Origin of the sequence: Aquipuribacter hungaricus (assembly GCF_037860755.1) — a bacterium.
Lineage (GTDB): Bacteria > Actinomycetota > Actinomycetes > Actinomycetales > JBBAYJ01 > Aquipuribacter > Aquipuribacter hungaricus.
The window spans coordinates 1-19,728 of record NZ_JBBEOI010000016.1; the positions used below are offsets into that span (position 1 = coordinate 1).

At 74.2% G+C, this 19,728-nt stretch carries 13 protein-coding genes, 2 tRNA genes and 1 pseudogene; 6 read left to right on the forward strand and 10 right to left on the reverse strand.

The window, feature by feature from the left end; genetic code table 11:
• A pseudogene (locus tag WCS02_RS04270) lies at window positions 1–851 on the reverse strand (hypothetical protein); the annotation flags it as partial.
• Window positions 852–1,075: 224 nt separating this feature from the next.
• On the opposite strand from WCS02_RS04270, the gene WCS02_RS04275 reads away from it, so the two are divergent.
• Window positions 1,076–3,853, forward strand: a complete 2,778-nt coding sequence (locus WCS02_RS04275; protein WP_340290215.1) for a M6 family metalloprotease domain-containing protein — start codon at window positions 1,076–1,078, stop codon at window positions 3,851–3,853.
• Window positions 3,854–4,057: 204 nt separating this feature from the next.
• Here WCS02_RS04275 and WCS02_RS04280 read toward each other — a convergent pair.
• A tRNA-Ile gene (locus tag WCS02_RS04280) sits at window positions 4,058–4,131 on the reverse strand.
• A gap of 143 nt (window positions 4,132–4,274) precedes the next feature.
• On the opposite strand from WCS02_RS04280, the gene WCS02_RS04285 reads away from it, so the two are divergent.
• Entirely contained in the window at window positions 4,275–5,249 is a 975-nt protein-coding gene (locus tag WCS02_RS04285) for a hypothetical protein (protein WP_340290218.1), read from the forward strand.
• A 132-nt stretch (window positions 5,250–5,381) separates the two neighbouring features.
• Window positions 5,382–5,591 carry a hypothetical protein gene (locus WCS02_RS04290; RefSeq protein ID WP_340290221.1) on the forward strand — a complete coding sequence of 70 codons (210 nt, stop codon included), beginning with the start codon at window positions 5,382–5,384 and terminating at the stop codon, window positions 5,589–5,591.
• Window positions 5,592–5,662: 71 nt separating this feature from the next.
• Here WCS02_RS04290 and WCS02_RS04295 read toward each other — a convergent pair whose 3' ends face one another.
• Window positions 5,663–6,061: a hypothetical protein gene (locus tag WCS02_RS04295; RefSeq protein ID WP_340290224.1), complete on the reverse strand. Its 399-nt coding sequence runs from the start codon at window positions 6,059–6,061 to the stop codon at window positions 5,663–5,665.
• Window positions 6,062–6,409: 348 nt separating this feature from the next.
• Between WCS02_RS04295 and WCS02_RS04300 the strand changes: the two genes are divergently transcribed.
• The gene (locus tag WCS02_RS04300) at window positions 6,410–11,404 is read left to right on the forward strand and encodes a CBM35 domain-containing protein (protein WP_340290227.1); all 4,995 of its coding nucleotides are present in this window, start codon (window positions 6,410–6,412) and stop codon (window positions 11,402–11,404) included.
• A gap of 187 nt (window positions 11,405–11,591) precedes the next feature.
• Here WCS02_RS04300 and WCS02_RS04305 read toward each other — a convergent pair.
• The 7 genes from WCS02_RS04305 to WCS02_RS04335 all read right to left on the reverse strand — a co-directional run bounded on the left by WCS02_RS04305 (window position 11,592) and on the right by WCS02_RS04335 (window position 18,077).
• A tRNA-Asn gene (locus WCS02_RS04305) sits at window positions 11,592–11,664 on the reverse strand.
• 74 nt (window positions 11,665–11,738) lie between these two features.
• Complete coding sequence (locus WCS02_RS04310) at window positions 11,739–12,263, reverse strand: hypothetical protein (protein WP_340290230.1); 525 nt, start codon at window positions 12,261–12,263, stop codon at window positions 11,739–11,741.
• 11 nt (window positions 12,264–12,274) lie between these two features.
• Window positions 12,275–14,137, reverse strand: a complete 1,863-nt coding sequence (dnaG, locus tag WCS02_RS04315) for a DNA primase (RefSeq protein WP_340290233.1) — start codon at window positions 14,135–14,137, stop codon at window positions 12,275–12,277.
• A 59-nt stretch (window positions 14,138–14,196) separates the two neighbouring features.
• Window positions 14,197–15,477 (reverse strand): deoxyguanosinetriphosphate triphosphohydrolase, encoded by a 1,281-nt coding sequence (locus tag WCS02_RS04320; RefSeq protein ID WP_340290236.1) that lies wholly within the window; start codon window positions 15,475–15,477, stop codon window positions 14,197–14,199.
• Complete coding sequence (locus WCS02_RS04325; RefSeq protein WP_340290239.1) at window positions 15,474–16,109, reverse strand: YdcF family protein; 636 nt, start codon at window positions 16,107–16,109, stop codon at window positions 15,474–15,476. Before WCS02_RS04325 ends, WCS02_RS04320 begins: the two co-directional genes overlap by 4 nt.
• On the reverse strand, window positions 16,102–17,274 hold the full coding sequence (gene dusB / locus WCS02_RS04330; RefSeq protein WP_340290242.1) for a tRNA dihydrouridine synthase DusB: 1,173 nt from the start codon (window positions 17,272–17,274) through the stop codon (window positions 16,102–16,104). The genes WCS02_RS04325 and dusB overlap by 8 nt, the downstream gene beginning before the upstream one ends.
• A 35-nt stretch (window positions 17,275–17,309) precedes the next feature.
• Window positions 17,310–18,077, reverse strand: a complete 768-nt coding sequence (locus WCS02_RS04335) for an SDR family NAD(P)-dependent oxidoreductase (RefSeq protein ID WP_340290245.1) — start codon at window positions 18,075–18,077, stop codon at window positions 17,310–17,312.
• Between the two features lie 80 nt (window positions 18,078–18,157).
• On the opposite strand from WCS02_RS04335, the gene WCS02_RS04340 reads away from it, so the two are divergent.
• Together WCS02_RS04340 and WCS02_RS04345 are read left to right on the forward strand one after the other, a co-directional pair.
• Entirely contained in the window at window positions 18,158–19,042 is an 885-nt protein-coding gene (locus WCS02_RS04340; RefSeq protein WP_340290247.1) for an oxidoreductase, read from the forward strand.
• A gap of 118 nt (window positions 19,043–19,160) precedes the next feature.
• The gene (locus tag WCS02_RS04345) at window positions 19,161–19,709 is read left to right on the forward strand and encodes an OsmC family protein (protein WP_340290249.1); all 549 of its coding nucleotides are present in this window, start codon (window positions 19,161–19,163) and stop codon (window positions 19,707–19,709) included.
• The last annotated feature ends 19 nt before the right edge of the window (window positions 19,710–19,728 follow it).

The following is a 19,728-nucleotide window of genomic DNA, read 5'->3' on the forward strand; positions in this document are numbered from 1 at the left end:
ACTTCGGCCAGCGCCTGCCTCGTGGCGACCCGCTCGGCCTCCTGGCGCTCCCGCTCGACCGCCCCCGCGAGGGCCTCGCCGGCGGAGGCCAGCAGGTCCTGGCGGGCGGTGAGCGCGGCCTCCGCGTCGCGCTGGCGGAGCTCGCCCTCGGTCTCGAGACCGGCGCGCAGACGGCGGAGCTCCTGCACCTGGGCGGAGGAGGCGACGGCGACGTCGACCCGTCCGCGGGCCCGGTCGACGGTGGCGGCGTCGGAGTCCAGGACGGCCCGCGCGGTCTGGAAGCCGGACGCGGCGTCGGCGAAGCCGGACCCGGTCGTGGCGAGGGCGGTCCAGGCCAGCTCGACCGTGCCGCCGGTCCGGTAGAGCGCGCGGACGCGGCGGGTGGCGGCGGCGCGGTCGGCGCGCAGCCCGCGGCCGGCGTCGTCGAGGGAGACCTGCGCCTGCACCTCCTGGACGCTGAGCGCGTCGAGCTCGGCGCTGACCACGTCCCAGTCCTCGCGGGCGACCTCGACCCGTACGTCGAGCTCGTCGACCTGCGCCGCGAGGGCGTCGACCTGAGCCCGCAGGACCTCGCTGCTCACCGCAGGGTCCACGGCGGGCGGGGTACCCGGGGGCGGGGTGCCCGGTGGCGGGTCGGGGGCGACCGGCGGGGCCATGACGGCAGGTGCAGCGAGGAGAGCGGGCGCGGCCGGTGCGGCGGCCCACTCGGAGGCCGCACCCAGGACGACGACGGCGGCGAGCAGTGCGCCGCCGGCAGCCCGCAGGCGTCGGCGCAGGTCAGGGAGCAGGCTCGCCCAGCCCACGCCGTGCCCGTCGGTGGGCACGGTCAGCCGGCGCCCGCTGCCCGGCACGTGGTGCAGCCTCAGCGTGGGTACCCGCACGAGGAGATGCACGACTCCGGATCGGCCGCTTCGCGCGCTGTCTTGAGACCCCGCACCCGGTCAGGCCTGGTGCGCCCGGACCGTCCGGCGTGAGAGCCGGGTCCCGGCCGGCCGGCCCGTATCAGTCGCCGCCGCCACCACTCCTCGTAGGTGCAGTCGTAGAGCCGCCACGCCAACGCGATAGGAGTTCTGCCATGCCCCAGCCATTCATCGACGAACGGTTCACGTTCACCCAGCCCGACGGCACGCAGCTCGAGGTGGTGGGGACCGGTAACCAGTTCGAGGCGGTCTTCGAGACGCCCGACGGGTACACGGTCGTCAAGGAGCCGTCCTCCGGCTTCTACCAGTACGCCCAGCTCTCGGCCGACGCCGCCCGGCTCGAGCCGAGCGGCGAGGTGGCCGCCGACGGGGCGGTCGCGCCCGTCGAGCGCCGGCACCTGCGCACGGCCCCGACAGGGGCCCGGGCGCGTGCCCGGACCACCTTCCCCGGGGACGAGCGCCCCCGGTGGGAGACCCGCAGCCGGCAGCACGTGGCCCGGACGGCCGCGGCCGGCCCGTTCCTCGCCGACGCCCCCGCCCCCGCGGTGCCGAGCGGGGACGTGAGCGGCCTCTGCCTGCTCATCCAGTTCCCCGACGTCGCCGGGACCATCACCCGGCAGCAGGTCGACGACTTCTGCAACCAGCCCGGCTACACCGGGTTCGGCAACAACGGATCCGTGCGCGACTACTTCGTCGCCGCGTCCCAGAACCGCCTGCGCTACACGAACGTCGTCACGGCGTACCACACGGCGGCCCACGACCGCCGCCACTACACCGACCCCGCCATCCCGTACGGCCAGCGGGCACAGGAGCTCATCCACGAGGCGCTGGCGGGCCTGACCGCCGGCGGGTTCGACTTCTCCGGCCTCACCGCCGACCCCGCGGGCAACGTCTACGCCCTCAACGTGTTCTACGCGGGGAACCGGGTCAACAACTGGTCCGAGGGGCTCTGGCCCCACGCCTGGACGCTGGGCACCCAGTTCGACATCGGCGGCGGGCGCCGTATGGCCGACTACCAGATCACCGACATCGGCACACAGCTGACGCTGCGCACCTTCTGCCACGAGAACGGGCACATGGTGTGCGACTTCCCGGACCTCTACGACTACGGCAGCGACTCCGCAGGCGTCGGCCACTACTGCCTGATGTGCTTCGGCGGCGACGACCGCAACCCGGTGGACATCAACGCCGCCCTGAAGCACCAGGCGGGCTGGACCACCACGCTGCGGACCGCGACGGCCGGGGCGACGTACCGTCTGGCCGCCGGCGCGAACGACTTCCTCATCCACCAGCGCAGCCCGCAGGAGTACTTCATCTGCGAGAACCGCAACCAGGCCGGGCGTGACGCGTCCATCCCCGACTCGGGGCTGGCGATCTGGCACTACGAGGCCGGCGGCAGCAACAGCAACCAGCAGATGACCGCGGCGTCGCACTACCTCATCTCCCTGGAGCAGTCGGACGGTGCCTTCCAGATGGAGAAGAACCTCAACGCCGGCGACGCCAGCGACCTCTACGCCGGGCCCGGGCCCGCGCGCTTCGACGGCTCGTCGACCCCCAGCTCGCACTGGTGGGACGGCTCGCCGTCCGGGTTCGACGTGGCGTCGGTGTCGGCTCCCGGCGCGGAGATCGACGTCACGGCCGGCGCGAACCTGCGGCTCGTGGTGAACAACTTCGGCCACGACGCCGGAGGCTGGCGGGTCGACATGCACCCGCGGGTCCTGGCCGACGTCACCGGGGAGGGCCGCGCCGACATCGTCGGCTTCGGCAACGCCGGCGCGTACGTGTCACGGTCGCGGGCCGACGGGTCGTTCTCGTCCCTGGTCCTGGGGGTCACCAACTTCGGATACACCGCCGGCGGGTGGCGGGTGGACAGGCACCCCCGGTTCCTCGCCGACACCACCGGCGACGGACGTGCCGACATCGTCGGCTTCGGCTCTGCCGGGGTGTACGTGTCCACGTCCAACGGTGACGGCACCTTCGCGCCGCCGGTGCTGCGGGTCGCCAACTTCGGCTACGACGCCGGAGGGTGGCGGGTCGACATGCACCCGCGGGTCCTGGCCGACGTCAGCGGCGAGGGCCGGGCGGACATCGTCGGTTTCGGCAACGCCGGCGCCTACGTGTCCAGGGCGAACGGCGACGGCACGTTCTCCCCCCTGGTCCTGGGTGTGGCGAACTTCGGGTACGTCGCGGGCGGGTGGCGGGTCGACAGGCACCCCCGGTTCCTCGCCGACACCACCGGCGACGGACGGGCGGACATCGTCGGCTTCGGCAACGCCGGGGTCTACGTCTCCCGGTCCAACGGTGACGGCACGTTCACCCCGCCGGTGCTCGTGGTGAACAACTTCGGCTACGACGCAGGCGGGTGGCGGGTGGACAGGCACCCGCGGTTCCTCGCCGACGTCACCGGCGACGGCCGAGCGGACATCGTGGGCTTCGGTAACGCCGGGGCGTACGTGTCCCTCGCCAACGGGGACGGCACCTTCACGGCGCCCGTCCTCGGGGTGGGCAGCTACGGGTACGACGCCGGCGGCTGGCGGACCGACCTGCACCCGCGGGTCATGGCCGACACCACCGGGGACGGACGCGCGGACATCGTCGGCTTCGGCTACGCGGGGGTGTACGTGTCCACGTCCAACGGCGACGGCACCTTCGCGCCACCGCAGCTGGTCGTGGCCAACCTCGGTCACACCGCAGGCGGCTGGCGGGTGGACAAGCACCCCCGGCTCCTCGCCGACACCACCGGCGACGGCCGTGCCGACATCATCGGCTTCGGCAACGCCGGGGCCTACGCCTACACCTGGTCGGCACCCGTCTCCCCCGCCTCCGACGGCACGTCGGGGGCCCGCACCGGCACGCACGACCGTCTGCCGGGTCCTCGTACGGACGCTGCCGAGGAGGACGCCCGCAGGCTCGTCGGCCGTCCGCAGCAGTAGCCCGTAGCCGACGACGGGCGGCCGGGCGACGGGACCCGTACCCAGCCAGGTCGGTGGCTCTCCGGCACCAGCTCCTCGAGCAGCCCGACCAGCTGCTCGAGGAGCTCTGTCGTCCCGTCGCCCGACGCGGACCGGGCCGACCAGGAGGGCACCCGGGCAGCGCCCGGACGCGGACCACAGACGCTGACCTGCACTGATGTCCTGTAGGGCAGGTGGGGCTTGAACCCACGACCGACGGATTATGAGTCCGCTGCTCTGACCGACTGAGCTACTGCCCCTCCACCGGCGGCAGGGCCTCCGGCTGGCGCCAACCTACCCGCCGGGCGGATGCTGTGAGCCCTGTCACACCCCGATCGCGTGTGCTGCCCCTACCCAGCGGTAACCCCACAGGGGAACACCCACGTCTACGGAGGGTTCCACGATGGCTTCCCAGAAGTCCATGATCATCTCTGAGCTCCGCGCCCTGCTCCGCCTGACCGAGACCGAGATCCAGGTCGCCGAGACCCGGCGGGCGCAGGCCCGGACCGACGCCGTCCGCAGCGAGCTCAGCCAGAACGCCGACAACGGCCGGCTGCGCGCCACCGCGATCGCCACGCTCCTGCGCGAGGAGGGCGGCGTGCCGGACGTCGTCAGCTCCGCCGCCGGCCGGGTCGCCGCTGTCGCGAAGTCCAACCTCGAGCAGGGCCAGCCGTTCACCGAGGCCCTGCTCGGCGACCTCGCGCTGGAGCACCAGCTACAGGACCGCGCCCGGCTGCTCAAGGCGCTCGGCAGCGCCGCCGGCCGCCAGCCCGTCGTGGACCTCGCCGACCGTCTCGTCGAGGCGCACGGCGCGACCGTCGAGTGGCTGACCGTCGTGCTCGCCGAGGTCGCGCTCGGCGGGCCGGCGGCCCTCAAGCCCACCCCGGTGCAGGTGGTCGTCGGCGCGGGCGTGTCCCTGGCCACCCTGCCGGCGCGGCAGGTCGGTCGCCGCGTGGACAGCCTGGTGGGCCGCGCGAGCCGCGTCATGGGCTCGGCCGGGGAGAAGACCCAGCAGGCCGCCGAGAAGCTCGACGACCTGCAGCAGCAGGCGACCGCGAAGGTGGACGACCTCCAGCAGCAGGCCACCGCGAAGGTGGGCGACCTGCAGCAGCAGGCGGCCGCCACGGTGGAGGACCTGCAGCAGCAGGCCACGACCGCGGCCAAGCAGGAGCTCGCGCCGGACGAGGACGAGCTGCCGGTGGTCGGCTACGACCAGCTGACGAAGGCGCGGGCCATCGCGCTGGTCAAGACGCTGTCGCAGCCGGAGGACGTCCGCAAGGTCGTCGCCTACGAGGAGTCGCACCGGCAGCGCGCCGACGTGGTCTCCGCCGCCCAGGTGCGGCTGGCGGAGATCGCCAAGGACGTCGTCCTCGACTGACGTGGCGCGCGACGAGGACTGCAGCGTGCGGTTAGCCCGGTCGGGCGGTCTCCTCCCCGGGGGAGGCCGCCGACGGCGGGCCGGGGCTCCGGGTCCTCGACCGTGTCCGACCTCCGGGCTACCGTCGACGGCGTGAGCGCCTGCCCGGACTGCCGCTACTGCGCGCCCCACCGGGGCGGCACGGCGACCGTGCGCTGGCCGCACCCGGCGCAGTGGTTCGACCAGCCCTGCGTGCACTGCTCGCACCGGCTCAAGGCGCACGACCCGGGGCTGCCCGGGCAGCTGACGGCGGCCGACCTGCAGGAGCAGGTCGTGGCCAGCCCGTCAGCCCGACTCGGCTGAGGCGCACGCGGCCCACCCTGCACGGGGTCGCTTCCTAGCCGGACCGGGCCCGGCTGCGGCGCGACGCCCGGCTAGCCCTCGACGTCCTCGAGCGGGTGGATCCGCCGGACGGGCGCGAACCGGGACACCACCTGCAGGGCTGCCTGGACGACGTCCGCCTCCGACCGGGGTCCGGCGGGCCGGGCCTCCTCGGGAGGGGCGCACAGCAACGTGACGAACCCCCGGCCGCCGAAGGCCGCGGCCGAGCAGTCCTGCAGCTCGTCGACGAGCGCGGCGGCGGCCGCCTGCGTCACGGCGTCGTCGACGTGGCCGTCGACCTGGATCTCGACGTGGACCGGCCAGCCGTGCCGGCTGTGCTGTCCCCGGGGGCCGCGCGGCCCCCGACCGTCGGGCGGCAGGCCGCGCTCGGGGTGCAGCTGCTGGTCGCGCAGCCCTGTCTGGGGTGTCGGTGGCTCGAGGTGCCTGGGCATGGGATGACCTCTCCGCCCCGACCAGCAGGGCGTGCGTCGGCGTCACGGTCCTCCCCGCCCTCGACGCGGGGGCACCGGCGTCACCGCCACCACCCCCGCCGCGTCCCTGGGACGCCGGGGAGGTCAGGTGGGTACCCGCCCCGGGCCGAGATCACTCACCCGGTCCCCCGGACGCCGCGGTCCGTCGGGCCGGTCGCCCCCATCCGACATCCCGCGCCCAAGTTTTGCTTGACTCTCGGCAGAAGCCGTTTAGCCTCTTCGGAGGCCCGTCGGGCCTCCGTGTGCCCGGTGTCGGGCAGACGGACCGTGGTGGCACTGCCGCCGCCCGGTGTCGAGGAGGAGCTCCCCATGCTCGGTCAGTCCCCGTCAGGCGGGCGGCGCCGTCGCGCCGGTCTCGCTGCACTCACGGGCCTCGCGCTCGTGGGTCCGCTGTCGTACGCGCCCTCGGTGGCCGCGTCGACCGTGGACCCCCTGCCCCCGCAGGAGCCAGGTGTCACGGTGCGCACGTACCTCACCGGCCAGCCGCTCAGCCAGCTCTGCACGATCAAGGAGGGCTCGACCCCGAACGTCGACCGCCTCGCCCCGGTCGTCGACCTCACCACCGCGGAGGACTTCGGCGCGGAGGACAACTTCCTGACCACGGTCGACGCGAACCTGACCGTCCCCGCCGACGGCGACTACACCTTCCGGCTGACCAGCGACGACGGCTCCCGGCTGAGCGTCGGCGGCGAGGTCCTCGTGGACAACGACGGGCTCCACGGCGAGGTGGCTGTCGAGGGCACCGTGACGCTGACCGCGGGAACCCACCCCCTGTTCGTCGAGTTCTTCGAGGCCGGCTTCGGCCAGCGGCTGCTGCTGGAGTGGCGCGCACCCGGCACGGACGACTTCCAGGTCGTCCCCAGCTCTGTGCTGAGCACCGAGGCCGGCGTCGTCCGCGTGACCGCCCCCGGCACCAAGTACTGCGAGGGCGCCACCGACACCGCGGGCGACGGGCTCAGGCTCGACTCCGTGCACCCCGGCTACGACCTGGTCGACCTGCGCCCCGAGGGCTTCGAGCCGATGGTGTCGGGGCTCGACCTGACCGACGACGGCGAGCTGGTGGTGCTGACCTCCGGCGCCGTCAGCCCGGCCGGCTACCCCGACGAGCCCACGCCCGGCGAGGTGTTCGTCCTGTCCGGCGTCGACGAGGCGGACGGCCCCGAGGACGTCACCTACACCCGCGTCGCCACCAACCTCGTCACGCCCATGGGCGTCGACGTCATCGGCGACAGCATCTGGGTGTCGGAGAAGTACGGCCTGACCGAGCTCACCCCCGACACCGACGGCGACGGGCTCATGGAGCACCGGTCGCACGCCTCCTGGCCCAGCGGCGGCAACTTCCACGAGTTCGCCTTCGGCCTGCTGCACGACGAGGAGTACTTCTACGTCAGCCGGTCCGTGGCCATCAACAACGGTGGCGCCACGACGGACCCGCAGCCGGGCGAGGACGCCGGCACGAGCATCAAGATCGACCGCGAGACCGGTGAGGTCAGCCTGGTCGCGGGCGGTCTGCGCACCCCCAACGGCATGGGCTGGGGACCGGAGGACGGGCTGTTCGCCATGGACAACCAGGGCTCCTGGCTGCCGGCGTCGAAGATGGTCCACATCAAGCAGGACCGGTTCTTCAACCACTACACCAACCCGGCCGGGCCCTTCGACGACCAGCCGGTCACCCAGCCGGTCGTCTGGGTCCCCCAGAACGAGATCGGCAACTCCCCCAGCACCCCGGTCATGGTGACCGAGGGCGTCTACGCGGGCCAGATGGTCTTCGGCGACGTCACCTACGGCGGCCTGCAGCGGGCGTTCCTGGAGAAGGTCGACGGTGAGTACCAGGGCGCCGTCTTCCGTCACACCGCGGGCCTCGAGGCCGGCGTCAACCGCACCATCATCGGTCCGGACGGCACCGTCTACGTCGGCGGCATCGGCGAGGCCGGCAACTGGAGCGAGCCCGGCAAGCTCCGCTACGGGCTGCAGAAGCTGACCCCGAACGGCGGCACCACCTTCGACATGCAGTCGATGGAGGTCGTCGACGGCGGCTTCGAGATCACCTACACCGAGCCCCTGTCGGACGAGACGCTGGCCGGCATCGAGTCCGCCTACCAGATCCAGCAGTGGCGCTACCTGCCCACCCCGTCCTACGGCGGGCCGAAGATCGACGAGGAGCCGCTGTTCGTCAGCGAGGCCACGGTGTCGGAGGACCGCACCAGCGTCACGCTGCAGGTCGACGGCCTCAGGCCGGGACGGGTCGTGCACCTGCGCTCCCCGAGGCCCTTCGCGGCCGCGGACGGCACCGAGCTGTGGAACACCGAGGCCTGGTACACCCTCAACTCCCTGCCCGGCTACGAGGCGCCCGCCGACCGCGGGTACCACGAGGCCGAGGAGGCCACGCTCCGCTTCGGCGCGAACGTGCAGACCGAGCACAGCGGCTACTCCGGTGCGGGCTTCGCCGGCGGCTTCTCCAACGCCGGCGCCGAGCTGACCTTCACCACCTCGGTGGAGCAGGCCGGTACGTACCCGGTCAACGTCCGCTACGCCAACGGGCCCAACCCCTTCTCCGGCACCAAGGAGGTCGCGCTGTACGTCAACGGCGCGAAGGTCGACCCGGTCGCGTTCCCCGACACCGGTGACTGGAAGACGTGGGAGTGGCTCACCCGTGACCTGGCCCTGCAGGCCGGCGAGAACACCATCACCCTGAAGTACGACGACGACGTCGACGGCAACGTCAACGTCGACGTGCTGACGGTCGGTGACCAGCTGGACATCTGCACCCCGACCCCGGCGGACGAGGGCTACACCTCGTTGTTCGACGGCACGCTGGCCTCCCTCGACAGCTGGCGGATGGCGGGCCCCGGCTCGTTCGGCCGCGTCGCCGACTGCAGCATCCGCGGCGAGGGCGGGCTCGGCCTGCTCTGGTTCACCGAGCAGCAGTTCTCCGACCAGTACACGCTCGCCCTGGACTGGAAGCTGGTCAAGGACGACAACGGCGGGATCTTCGTCGGCTTCCCGAACCCGGGGAACGACCCGTGGGTGGCCGTCAACTCCGGCTACGAGATCCAGGTCGACGCGACCGACGCCGCCGACCGCACCACCGGTGCCGTCTACACCTTCCAGGGCGCGGACCCCGACGCCGTGGAGCAGGCGCTCAACCCGGTCGGCCGCTGGAACAGCTACGAGATCGCCGTCGACGGCGACCGCATCAGGATCAGCCTCAACGGCGTGCTGGTGAACGACTTCACCAGCACCGACCCCGCGCGCGACCTGGCCGGCTTCATCGGCGTCCAGAACCACGGTGGCGGCGAGACCGTGTACTACCGCGACATCCAGGTCAAGGGCGGCGTCGACTTCGCCGGCAGCTACGAGGCCGAGGACGCCGAGCTGCTCGGCGGCGCGAACGTCGGCACCGAGCACGCCGGCTACTCCGGCGCCGGCTACGTGCAGGGCATCGAGCAGGTGGGCGCGGGCGTGACCTTCGAGGTCGACGTCGACGCCGACGGCAGCTACCCGCTGCACCTGGGCTACGCCAACGGGCCCAACCCCTTCGACGGCGACAAGACCCTGTCGCTGTACGTCAACGGGCAGGAGCAGGACGACCTCGTGCTGCCCCGCCTGGGCACCTGGAAGGCCTGGGGCACCGTGGTCCGCTCGGTCGACCTGCAGGAGGGCGCCAACAGCATCACGGTGCGCTTCGACGACGGTGACGACGGCAACGTCAACCTGGACGTGCTCCGGGTGGGCGAGGTCCAGGAGGAGCCCGTCTACCTCGACAGCCACGAGGCCGAGGACGCCCAGCTCGGCGGCGGCGCCAACCCCAGCACGGAGCATGCCGGCTACTCCGGTTCCGGCTACGTGCAGGGCTTCCAGCAGGTCGGCGCCGAGGTCACGTTCGAGGTGGACGTGCCGGACAACGGGCGGTACCCGCTGCACCTGCGCTACGCCAACGGCCCGAACCCCTTCGACGGGGACAAGACGGTGTCGATGTACGTCAACGGCACCGAGGTCGACCAGCTCGTCCTGCCGCGCACCGGCGCCTGGGCGACCTGGAGCACCGTGGTCCGTGAGGCCGCCCTGGTGGCCGGCACCAACACCGTGACCATCCGCTACGAGGACGGCGACGACGGCAACGTCAACCTCGACGTCCTCAAGGTGGGCGAGTACCTGGGCCCGGTCCTCATCGGCAGCTACGAGGCCGAGGACGCCGGGCTGGCCGGCAGCGCCAACGTCAGCACGGAGCACGCCGGGTTCACCGGCAGCGGCTACGTGCAGGGCTTCGGCGACGTCGGGGCCGGGGTGACCTTCGAGGTGGAGGTCGACGAGGCCGGGACGTACCCGCTGCACCTGCGCTACGCCAACGGCCCCAACCCGTTCCAGGGCGACAAGAGCGTGTCGATGTACGTCAACGGCACGGAGCTCGACGAGCTCGTCCTGCCGAGCACCGGCACCTGGCCGACCTGGGGCACCGTGGAGCGCGAGGTCGCCCTAGACGCGGGCGTCAACACCGTCTCGGTCCGCCACGAGGCGGGCGACGACGGCCACGTCAACCTCGACGCGCTCCTGGTCGAGGCGGCCGTGGAGACCTCGGAGCCGGACACCACGGCGCCGGTCACCGCGGCGACCGTGTCGGGCACGCCGGTCGAGGGCTGGCACACCGACGAGCCCACCGTCACCCTCACCGCCACCGACGACGGCGACGTCGCCGGCACGGAGTACCAGCTGGGCGACGGCGGGTGGGTCGTCTACACCGGGCCCTTCGCCGTGACCGGGGAGGGCGAGCACGTGGTCCGGTTCCGCTCCACCGACGCCGCCGGCAACGTGGAGGAGGCGCAGAGCATCGAGCTCCGCGTAGACACCCGCGCGCCGGAGGTCACGTGGGAGGGCGCGACGTCCTACACGATCGACCAGGACGTCAGCGTGACCTGCTCGGCCGTCGACCCGGAGCCGGGCTCCGGTCTGGCCGACGACACCTGCTCCGACGTCGAGGGCCGCGCCTGGTTCTTCGGCTCCGGCGCCCACGAGCTCGAGGCCTCGGCCACCGACGTCGCAGGCAACACCGGCACGTCGACGGCGACGTTCGAGGTCCAGGTCACCTTCGACTCCCTCGCGTCCGTCGTCGAGGAGCTCGTCGACAACCGGGGCGCCGTGCGCGGGCTGACCGACAAGCTCGAGCGGGCCGAGGACGCGGACCGTCCGCGCACCCGGGCCGCCCTGCTGGCCGCGTTCGACCGCCAGCTGGCCGGGCAGGTCGGTCGCTCGGTGAGCGCCGAGCACGCCGAGATGCTGGACGGCTTCACGGACGAGCTGGAGTGATCTAGCCCGTTCCCGGCGACGGCCGGGGTGGGTCCGCGAGGACCTGCCCCGGCCGTCGTCGTCCTGGGCGGCCCTGCCCCATGGTGTCGCCCTGGGGACGGAGACGAGATGCGCGCAGGATGCACGCGGTGCGACGACGAACGGCCCCTCCCCCACGTCTCCGCAGGTGAGGGGCCGTCCGAGGTTGCTCCCGCCACTGGACTCGAACCAGTAACCTGCCGGTTAACAGCCGGCTGCTCTGCCAATTGAGCTAGGCGGGATCGTGCACCGCGGGCACCACAGGTGGCCCCCGCGTCGACGAGGTTAGCACCGCCCCGTCCTGCACCGGTGCACCTCAGGTCCGGCCGGGCCGCCCGCGCTCGTCGAGCCGGAGGTCGGCGGTCATGTCCCGGCGGGCCTGCTCGACCTGCGCGGCCACCTCGGGCACCGAGGGGTCGATGCCGGGGTCGACCGCCAGCTGCAGCGTGACCTCCTCCTCCGGGGTCCGGCGCGCGACGACGTGAACACCCTTGCCCCGGCGGACCTCGACGAGCCGGACCACGACGACGCTGTTCTGCACCCGCTCGCGCACGGTCTCCGGCAGCCGCCCGGGGCTGGCCCCGACCGGGACGCTCCACCGGGCGCCGTCGACGAGGCGGACGTCGAGCAGCTGCTCGCTCGGCACCGTCGTCGCGGTGCGGACGTCGGTCCACGCCACCCGGCGGGCGGTGTCCGGGACCCCGCCCTCCCCCAGCGTGGTGACCACGTGCAGGGCGTGCGTGGTGGCGAACGTCCAGCCGCCGTCGACCGCCGCCACGGCCAGGACCCGCTCCCCCGGCCCCAGGCCTGCCGCCGCCAGCACCGGGGCGGGCAGGCGCACCCGGCGCCACCTCACGGCGTGCCCGTCGCGCGCTCGCGGACCGCGCGCTGGTGCCGCTCGGCGTCCATCAGCTTCGAGAAGGCGTCGGTCCAGGCGTCGGGCTCCTGCTCGCGGTCCAGGCGGCCGAGCCGTCGCTTGGCGTCCATCACCGTCCGGTTGGCCTCGACCTCGGCGACCTTGGCGACCATCCCGACCGCGAACCGGGGCAGGTCCTTCTCCCCGGCCGGCAGGTCCATGACGGCCAGCCGGGTGACCAGCTGCTCGACGGCGCTCGGGGCGGCCTCGCGGACGGCGGCGACCAGCTCGGCGCCGGTCCGCCCGGTCGCGCCGCCCACGGCCATGATCGACTCGTGCACCACCCGGTGCGCGGGCACGGTGAACGCGTCGTCGCCGAGGGTGTCGACCTGGGCACCCACGTGGTCGGGCACCTGCAGCGCGCAGGCCAGGGCGAACCGCTCGGTGGTCGCGACCGGGTCGTCGGCGTCCACCCGGGTCTGCGAGGAGCGCGAGGCGAGCTGCTGGGCCCCGTCCGAGCGCGACGCCCGGGCCACCCGCGCGACGACGAAGGCCTCGTCGAGGAAGCCGAGCCAGCGGTCGAGGTTGACGGCGTACCGGTAGCGGAGCTCGCGGTCCTTGATCGAGGCGACGATGGGCGCGGCCGCGTCGAGCCCGGCCAGGCGCCCCTCCTCGGTGTCGAGGTCGAACTGCGCGAACGTCGAGCGGATGGCGAACTCGAACAGCGGCACCCGCCGGTCGACGAGCGCGCGCACCGCCGCGTCCCCCTCGGCCTGGCGCAGGTCGCACGGGTCCTTGCCGGACGGCTCGACCGCGACGAAGGTGCGGGCGACGAACTGCTGGTCGGAGGCGAAGGCGCGCATGGCCGCCTTCTGCCCGGCGGAGTCGCCGTCGAAGGTGAAGATGATCTCGCCGGTCGCCGTGACGTCGCCGATGAGGCGGCGGGCGGTGCGCGCGTGGTCGTCGCCGAACGCCGTGCCGCAGGTGGCGACCGCGGTGGTCACCCCGGCCAGGTGGGCGGCCATGACGTCGGTGTAGCCCTCGACGACCACGAGCCGGCGCTCGCGGGCGATGTCGCGCTTGGCCAGGTCGACGCCGTAGAGCACCTGCGACTTCTTGTACAGCGGCGTCTCGGAGGTGTTGAGGTACTTGGCCTCGATCCGGTCGTCGTCGTACAGCCGGCGCGCGCCGAACCCGACGACGTCGCCCGTGACGTCGCGGATCGGCCACATGAGCCGGCCCCGGAACCGGTCGTAGACCCGGCCCTGGCTGTTCCGCCCGGCCAGGCCGGACACCATGAGCTCCTCCTCGGTGAACCCGCGCCCGCGCAGGTGCCGCAGCAGCTCCTCGCCGCCGCGCGGGGAGTACCCGACGCCGAAGTGCTCGGCCGCGGCCCGGTCGAAGCCGCGCTCGGCGAGCAGGGTCCGCGCCTCGCCGGCGTCGGGGGTCATGAGCTGCTCGGCGTACCACTGGGCGGACGCGGCGTTGGCGTCGACGAGGCGCTGCCGCTGCCCGACCGGCTGCCGCGGGGCACCGCCGCGCCCGCCCGGGGTCTCGTCGTAGCGCAGCTGGACACCGACGCGGGCGGCGAGCCGCTCCACGGCGTCGGAGAAGCCGAGGTGGTCGATCTTCATGACGAAGGCGATGGCGTCGCCGCCCTCGTCGCAGCCGAAGCAGTGCCAGAGCCCGACCGCGGGACGGACCTGGAACGACGGCGACTTCTCGTCGTGGAACGGGCACAGGCCCTTGAGGGAGCCGGACCCGGCCCGCCGGAGCGCGACGTGGTCGCCGACGAGCTCGTCGAGGTGGACCTTCTCCTTGACGGTGGCGACGTCCTCGTCCTTGATCCGCCCGGCCACCGCACGAGTCTAGGTCGCCCCCGGGCACCCCCCGTGCGGGCCCGGGGCCGCCTGTGGGCTCAGCCGACCAGGCTGCGGTGCCAGACCACGGCGCTCGTGTCGGTGAGCGCGGCGACCTGGTCCACGACCACCCGCAGGGCCGCGGCGTCGTCGGCCGCCTCGGCGAGGTCGGCCGCGTACGGCGGCTGCATGACCTCCCCGCCCACCACGAGGAGGGCGTCGACGAGCTCGGCGAGCAGCTCCTGCTGCTGGGCGTACACGGGCAGCCGCTCGTCGGCGCTCATGACGTAGTGCGCCGCGACGGCCTTGAGAGCGACGACCTCCGCGACGGTGTCCTCGGGGACGACGAGGCCGGCGCCGTGCCGGGTGAGCGGCCCGTCGCCGTACCGGGCGCGGGTGGCCTCGTCGGCCGCCCCGGCGAACCGGCCCACGAGGGCGCTCGTCATCGTCTTCAGCGCCGCGAGGCCGCGACGGCTGCCGTCGAACCCCTCGACCCACTCCGGCAGCGCCTGCAGCCGCAGCAGGGCGGCCTCGACCGAGCCGCCGTCCACCCCGGTGCCGTACCAGCGGGCGGCGGTCGCGGCGACGTCGGCGCGCTCGGCCGGCGAGCGGAGGACGCCGAGGTCGAGCCGGTCGGCGACGACGCCGTCCTCGACGTCGTGGACGCTGTAGGCCACGTCGTCGGCGAGGTCCATGACCTGGGCCTCGAGGCTCCTCGCCCCGGGCGCGGCGCCCTCGCGCAGCCAGGCGAAGACGGCCAGGTCGTCGGCGTAGACGCCGAACTTCCCCTCCGGCAGGCCCTCGGGCTGGTCCCCGCGCGGCCACGGGTACTTGGTCGCGGCGTCCAGGGTGGCCCGGGTCAGGTTGAGGCCGGCGCTGCTGCCGTCCTCGCGCACGACCTTGGGCTCGAGCCGGGTGAGCACGCGAAGGGTCTGGGCGTTGCCCTCGAACCCGCCGACCTCGGCGGCCACCTCGTCCAGCACGGTCTCGCCGGTGTGGCCGAAGGGAGGGTGCCCGAGGTCGTGGGCCAGGCACGCCGCGTCGACGACGTCGGGGTCGCAGCCGAGCCCGGCGCCGAGCTCGCGGCCGACCTGCGCCACCTCCAGGGAGTGCGTCAGGCGGTTCCGGACGAAGTCGTCGCTGTCGGGGCCGACGACCTGCGTCTTGGCGGCCAGCCGGCGCAGCGCGGAGGCGTGGAGCACCCGGGCCCGGTCGCGCGCGAAGGCGGTACGGCGGCTGCTCTTGGCCGGCTCGGGGACGAGCCGATCGCGCGCGCGGTCGTCGTAGCCGGCGACCTCGCCGTCACGGTCCCTGTCCTCCTGCGGGGGGCGGGTGCTCACGGCACGCTCACCCCGGCGGCCTGCACGAGGACGCCGGCGGTCTCGCGGACGACGTAGCTGACCTCGCGGCCGAGGTCGCCCGTGCTGGGCCCGGTGCGGGTCGGGCTGGCGCCGGCGACGCGCAGGCCGAGGTCGTCGGCCATGGTCCGGACGCGGTACACGTGCCAGGGGTCGCTCACCACGAGCACACCCTGCTGCCAGCCGGAGCCCTGCGCGAGCGCGGCGACCGGGACGAGGCTGTCGATGGTGTTGCCGCCGGTCGGGACCGCGACGACCGCCGCGGCGGGCACGCCGTGGTCGACGAGCCAGGTCTGGGCGCTGCCGGCCTCGGTGTACCGGTCCCCCGCCTGGTTGCCGCCGGTCGTCACCACCACCGGCGCCAGCCCGGCCTGGTACAGCTCGAGCGCGTGCTGCAGCCGCGCCTCGAGCACCGGGCCCGGGCGGCCGTCCAGCTGGGAGGCGCCCAGGACGACGAGGGCGTCGGCGCTCACCCGCTCGTCACGCCCGGCCACCTGCACCACCCGCGCCGCGACGGCGAGCGGCACCAGGAGCGCGAGGACCACGAGCAGCAGCACGAGGCGGCCGAGCACCCGGCCACCGCGCCCGCCCCTGCCGACCCTGGCCTCAGCCACCGGACACGGACGCCTCGGCGGCGGCGACCTGCGCGGCGGTCGCGTCGTCGAGCTCGCGCGTGGCCAGCCAGCCCTCGGGCAGCGACACCGACCGGGCGGCACCGGCGCGGCCGCGCTGGCCCTCGGCGGCCTCCCCCGGGTACGGGGCGTCCTCCGGCAGGCCGGCGACGACGGTGTCGATGTCGGCGATGCTGTCGACGAGGGCGAGCGCGACCCGTGCCTCGTGCCCGACCGGGTACCCCTTGAGGTACCAGGACACGTGCTTGCGGATGTCCCGGCAGGCACGGCCCTCGTCGCCCATGTTCTCCGTGAGCAGGACGGCGTGGCGGCGGAAGGCGGCGAGCACGGTCGCCAGGCCGGGCCGGGTGCGGGCGTCGCTGCCGGCCAGGGCGGCGGCGATGTCGGCGAAGAGCCACGGCCGGCCCAGGCAGCCGCGCCCCACGACGACCCCGTCGCAGCCGGTGCGCGCGACCATGGCGACGGCGTCCTCGGCGGAGAACACGTCGCCGTTGCCGAGCACCGGCACCTCGGCGGGCAGCGCGTCGCGCAGCCGGGCGATGGCGTCCCAGTCGGCGCTGGGGGCGTACAGCTGCGCCGCGGTGCGCCCGTGCAGCGCCACCCAGGCGGCGCCCTCGTCGACCGCGACGCGCCCGGCGTCGAGGTACGTCAGGTGGTCCTCGTCGATCCCCTTGCGCATCTTCACCGTGACCGGGACGCCGCCCGGCTCGGCGGCGCGGACCACGGCGCGGACGACGGCGGCGAACAGCTCGGTCTTCCACGGCAGCGCGGCGCCGCCGCCGCGACGGGTCACCTTGGGCACCGGGCAGCCGAAGTTGAGGTCGACGTGCTCGGCCCGGCCCTCCTCCAGCAGCAGGGTGACCGCCCGCGCCGCCGTGGCCGGGTCGGTGGCGTACAGCTGGACGCTCTTGACCGGCTCGTCCGGGTGGTGCTCGGTGAGGCGCAGCGACTCCGGGGTCCGCTCGACGAGCGCCCGGCTGGTGACCATCTCCGACACGTACAGCCCGGCGCCGCCGCCGAGCTCGCGGCACAGCCGCCGGAAGGCCGCGTTGGTGATGCCCGCCATGGGCGCGAGGACCACGGGCGCGGCGAGGGTCCGGTCGCCCAGGCGCAGGGGGCGGGTCCGCTCGACGGTCGGGGTGCTCACCCGACCACGATACGGACCTGCGGGGGCCGCTCCGATCAGCGAGGCGCCATCCGGATGGCGCCGTCCAGGCGGATGGTCTCGCCGTTGAGCAGGCCGTTGGCCACGATGTGCGCGACCAGGTCGGCGTACTCCTCGGGCCGGCCCAGGCGGGCCGGGTGCGGGACCTGCGTGCCGAGCGACTCGCGAGCCGCCTCGGGCAGGCCGGCGAGCATCGGCGTGTCCATGATCCCGGGGGCGACGGTCATGACCCGGACGGCGTGCTCGGCGAGGTCACGGGCCACGGGCAGCGTCATCGCCGCCACCCCGCCCTTGGACGCGCTGTACGCCGCCTGGCCGACCTGCCCGTCGAACGCCGCGACGGACGCCGTGCCGACCAGCACGCCCCTGTCGCCGTCGACGGGCTCGTTGCCGGCCATCTGCGCGGCTGCGAGGCGGAACAGGTTGAAGGTGCCGACGAGGTTGACCATGACGACCTGGACGAAGCCCTCCAGCGGGGCCACGCCGCGCTTCCCGTAGGTCTTGGTCGGCGGGGCGATGCCGGCGCAGGCGACCGCCACACGGAGCGGCCCCCGGTCGGCGGCGACGGCGACCGCCGCGGCCAGCTGCTCCTCGTCGGTGACGTCGGCCGGTGCTGCGACGACGTCACCGAGCTCCGCGAGCCCGGCGACGGCCGCGTCGAGCCGCTCGCCGGGCAGGTCGACGAGCACCACCCGCGCGCCGTCGGCGGCGAAGCGGCGTGCGGTGGCGTGCCCCAGCCCGGAGGCGGCGCCGGTGACCATGACTGCGCTGTCGGTGATCCTCACGGCGAGCACCCTAGGACGGCGAGCACCGCAGGACGGGGGCCACCCGGCGCGTCGGCCGCGACCCTGCGAGGCTCTGCGGCATGGACATGCGTGGACGGACCGTGGTCGTCACCGGGGCCACCAACGGGCTCGGGCTCGCCTCGGCCGTGGCGCTGGGGAAGGCGGGCGCGCACCTGGTGCTGGCCGGCCGGGACGAGGGCCGCGGTGCCGCAGCCCTGGCGACCGTGCGCGAGCAGGCGCCGGGCGTCGTCGCCCGGACGGTGGCCCTCGACCTCGCCGACCTGTCGTCGGTGCGGCGCTGCGCCGAGGAGCTGCGCGGCGAGCTCTCGTCGCTGGACGTCCTCATGAACAACGCCGGCGTGATGATGCCGCCGCAGCGGCGGGAGACCGTCGACGGCTTCGAGCTGCAGATGGGCACCAACCACCTGGGGCACGCCGCGCTCACCCTGCTGCTGCTGCCGCTGCTGACGGCCACGCCGGGCAGCCGGGTCGTCACCGTGTCGAGCCTGGCAGCGCGGGGCGGCACGATCGACCTCGACGACCTGCAGGCCGAGCGGTCCTACTCCCCCTCGCCGCGCTACGGCGCCTCCAAGCTGGCCAACCTGCTGTTCACCCTGGAGCTGCAGCGGCGCCTCGTCGTGGCGCAGGCCCCGACGATCGCGGTCGCGGCCCACCCGGGCATCAGCGCGACCGGCCTGGTGCAGACCATGGAGCTCGGCCGGGTGTTCGAGCGCCTGTCGTCGGTGCTGTCCCAGAGCGCCGAGGTCGGTGCCCGGCCGCAGCTGCACGCCGCCACCGCCGACGGCGTCCGGGGCGGGGACTACTACGGCCCGCGCGGGATCGCCGAGGTCCGCGGCCGGAAGGTGACCCGGGCGACCATGCCCCCGAAGGCCCTGGACACCACCACGGCCGCCCGGCTGTGGTCGCTCTCGGAGGAGCTGACCGGGGTGACGTCGCCGGTGTGAGGGGCCACCGGGAGGGGCGGTCCTCGGGCGCCGCGGTCCGGATGGCGGGAACGGTCCCGTCGCGCGCGACGGACCGGGTGACAGTGGGCCCCCCGCCCCTCCCAGCCCAGGAGCTCCCATGACCGGCACCACCGCTCCCAGCACCGACGCCGCCGCACCCGCCGGCCCCGACCCGATCAGCGCCGTCGTCGCCGGCGTCCAGGGCGCCGTCCAGGCCGACCCGGCCAACGCCGCCGCCTCGGTCCGCGCGCAGGCCGTCTGGCAGGCACCGATCGGCGTCGACGTCCGGATGGGCAGGCACCACGTGACGGTCGACCAGCCGGAGTCCCTCGGCGGGTCCGACCAGGGTGCGGGGCCGGTCGAGCTGGCCCTCGGCGCTCTCGTCGCCTGCCAGGTCGCGATCTTCCGCTTCCACGCGGCCAAGGAGGGCCTGACCATCGGCAGCCTGCGCGTCACCGCCGACGGCGACCTCGACGTGCGGGGCTTCTTCGGCTTCGACGACTCGGTCCGGCCCGGCTTCGCCGGCATCCGCGTCAAGGTCGAGGTGTCCGGGCCCGAGACCGAGCAGGCCTACCGCGACCTCGCCGCCACCGTCGACGCGCACTGCCCCGTCCTCGACCTGTTCGCCAACCCCACCCCGGTCGAGACCTCCGTCGTCGTCGGCTGACGCCCGGGGGTTGTCCCGG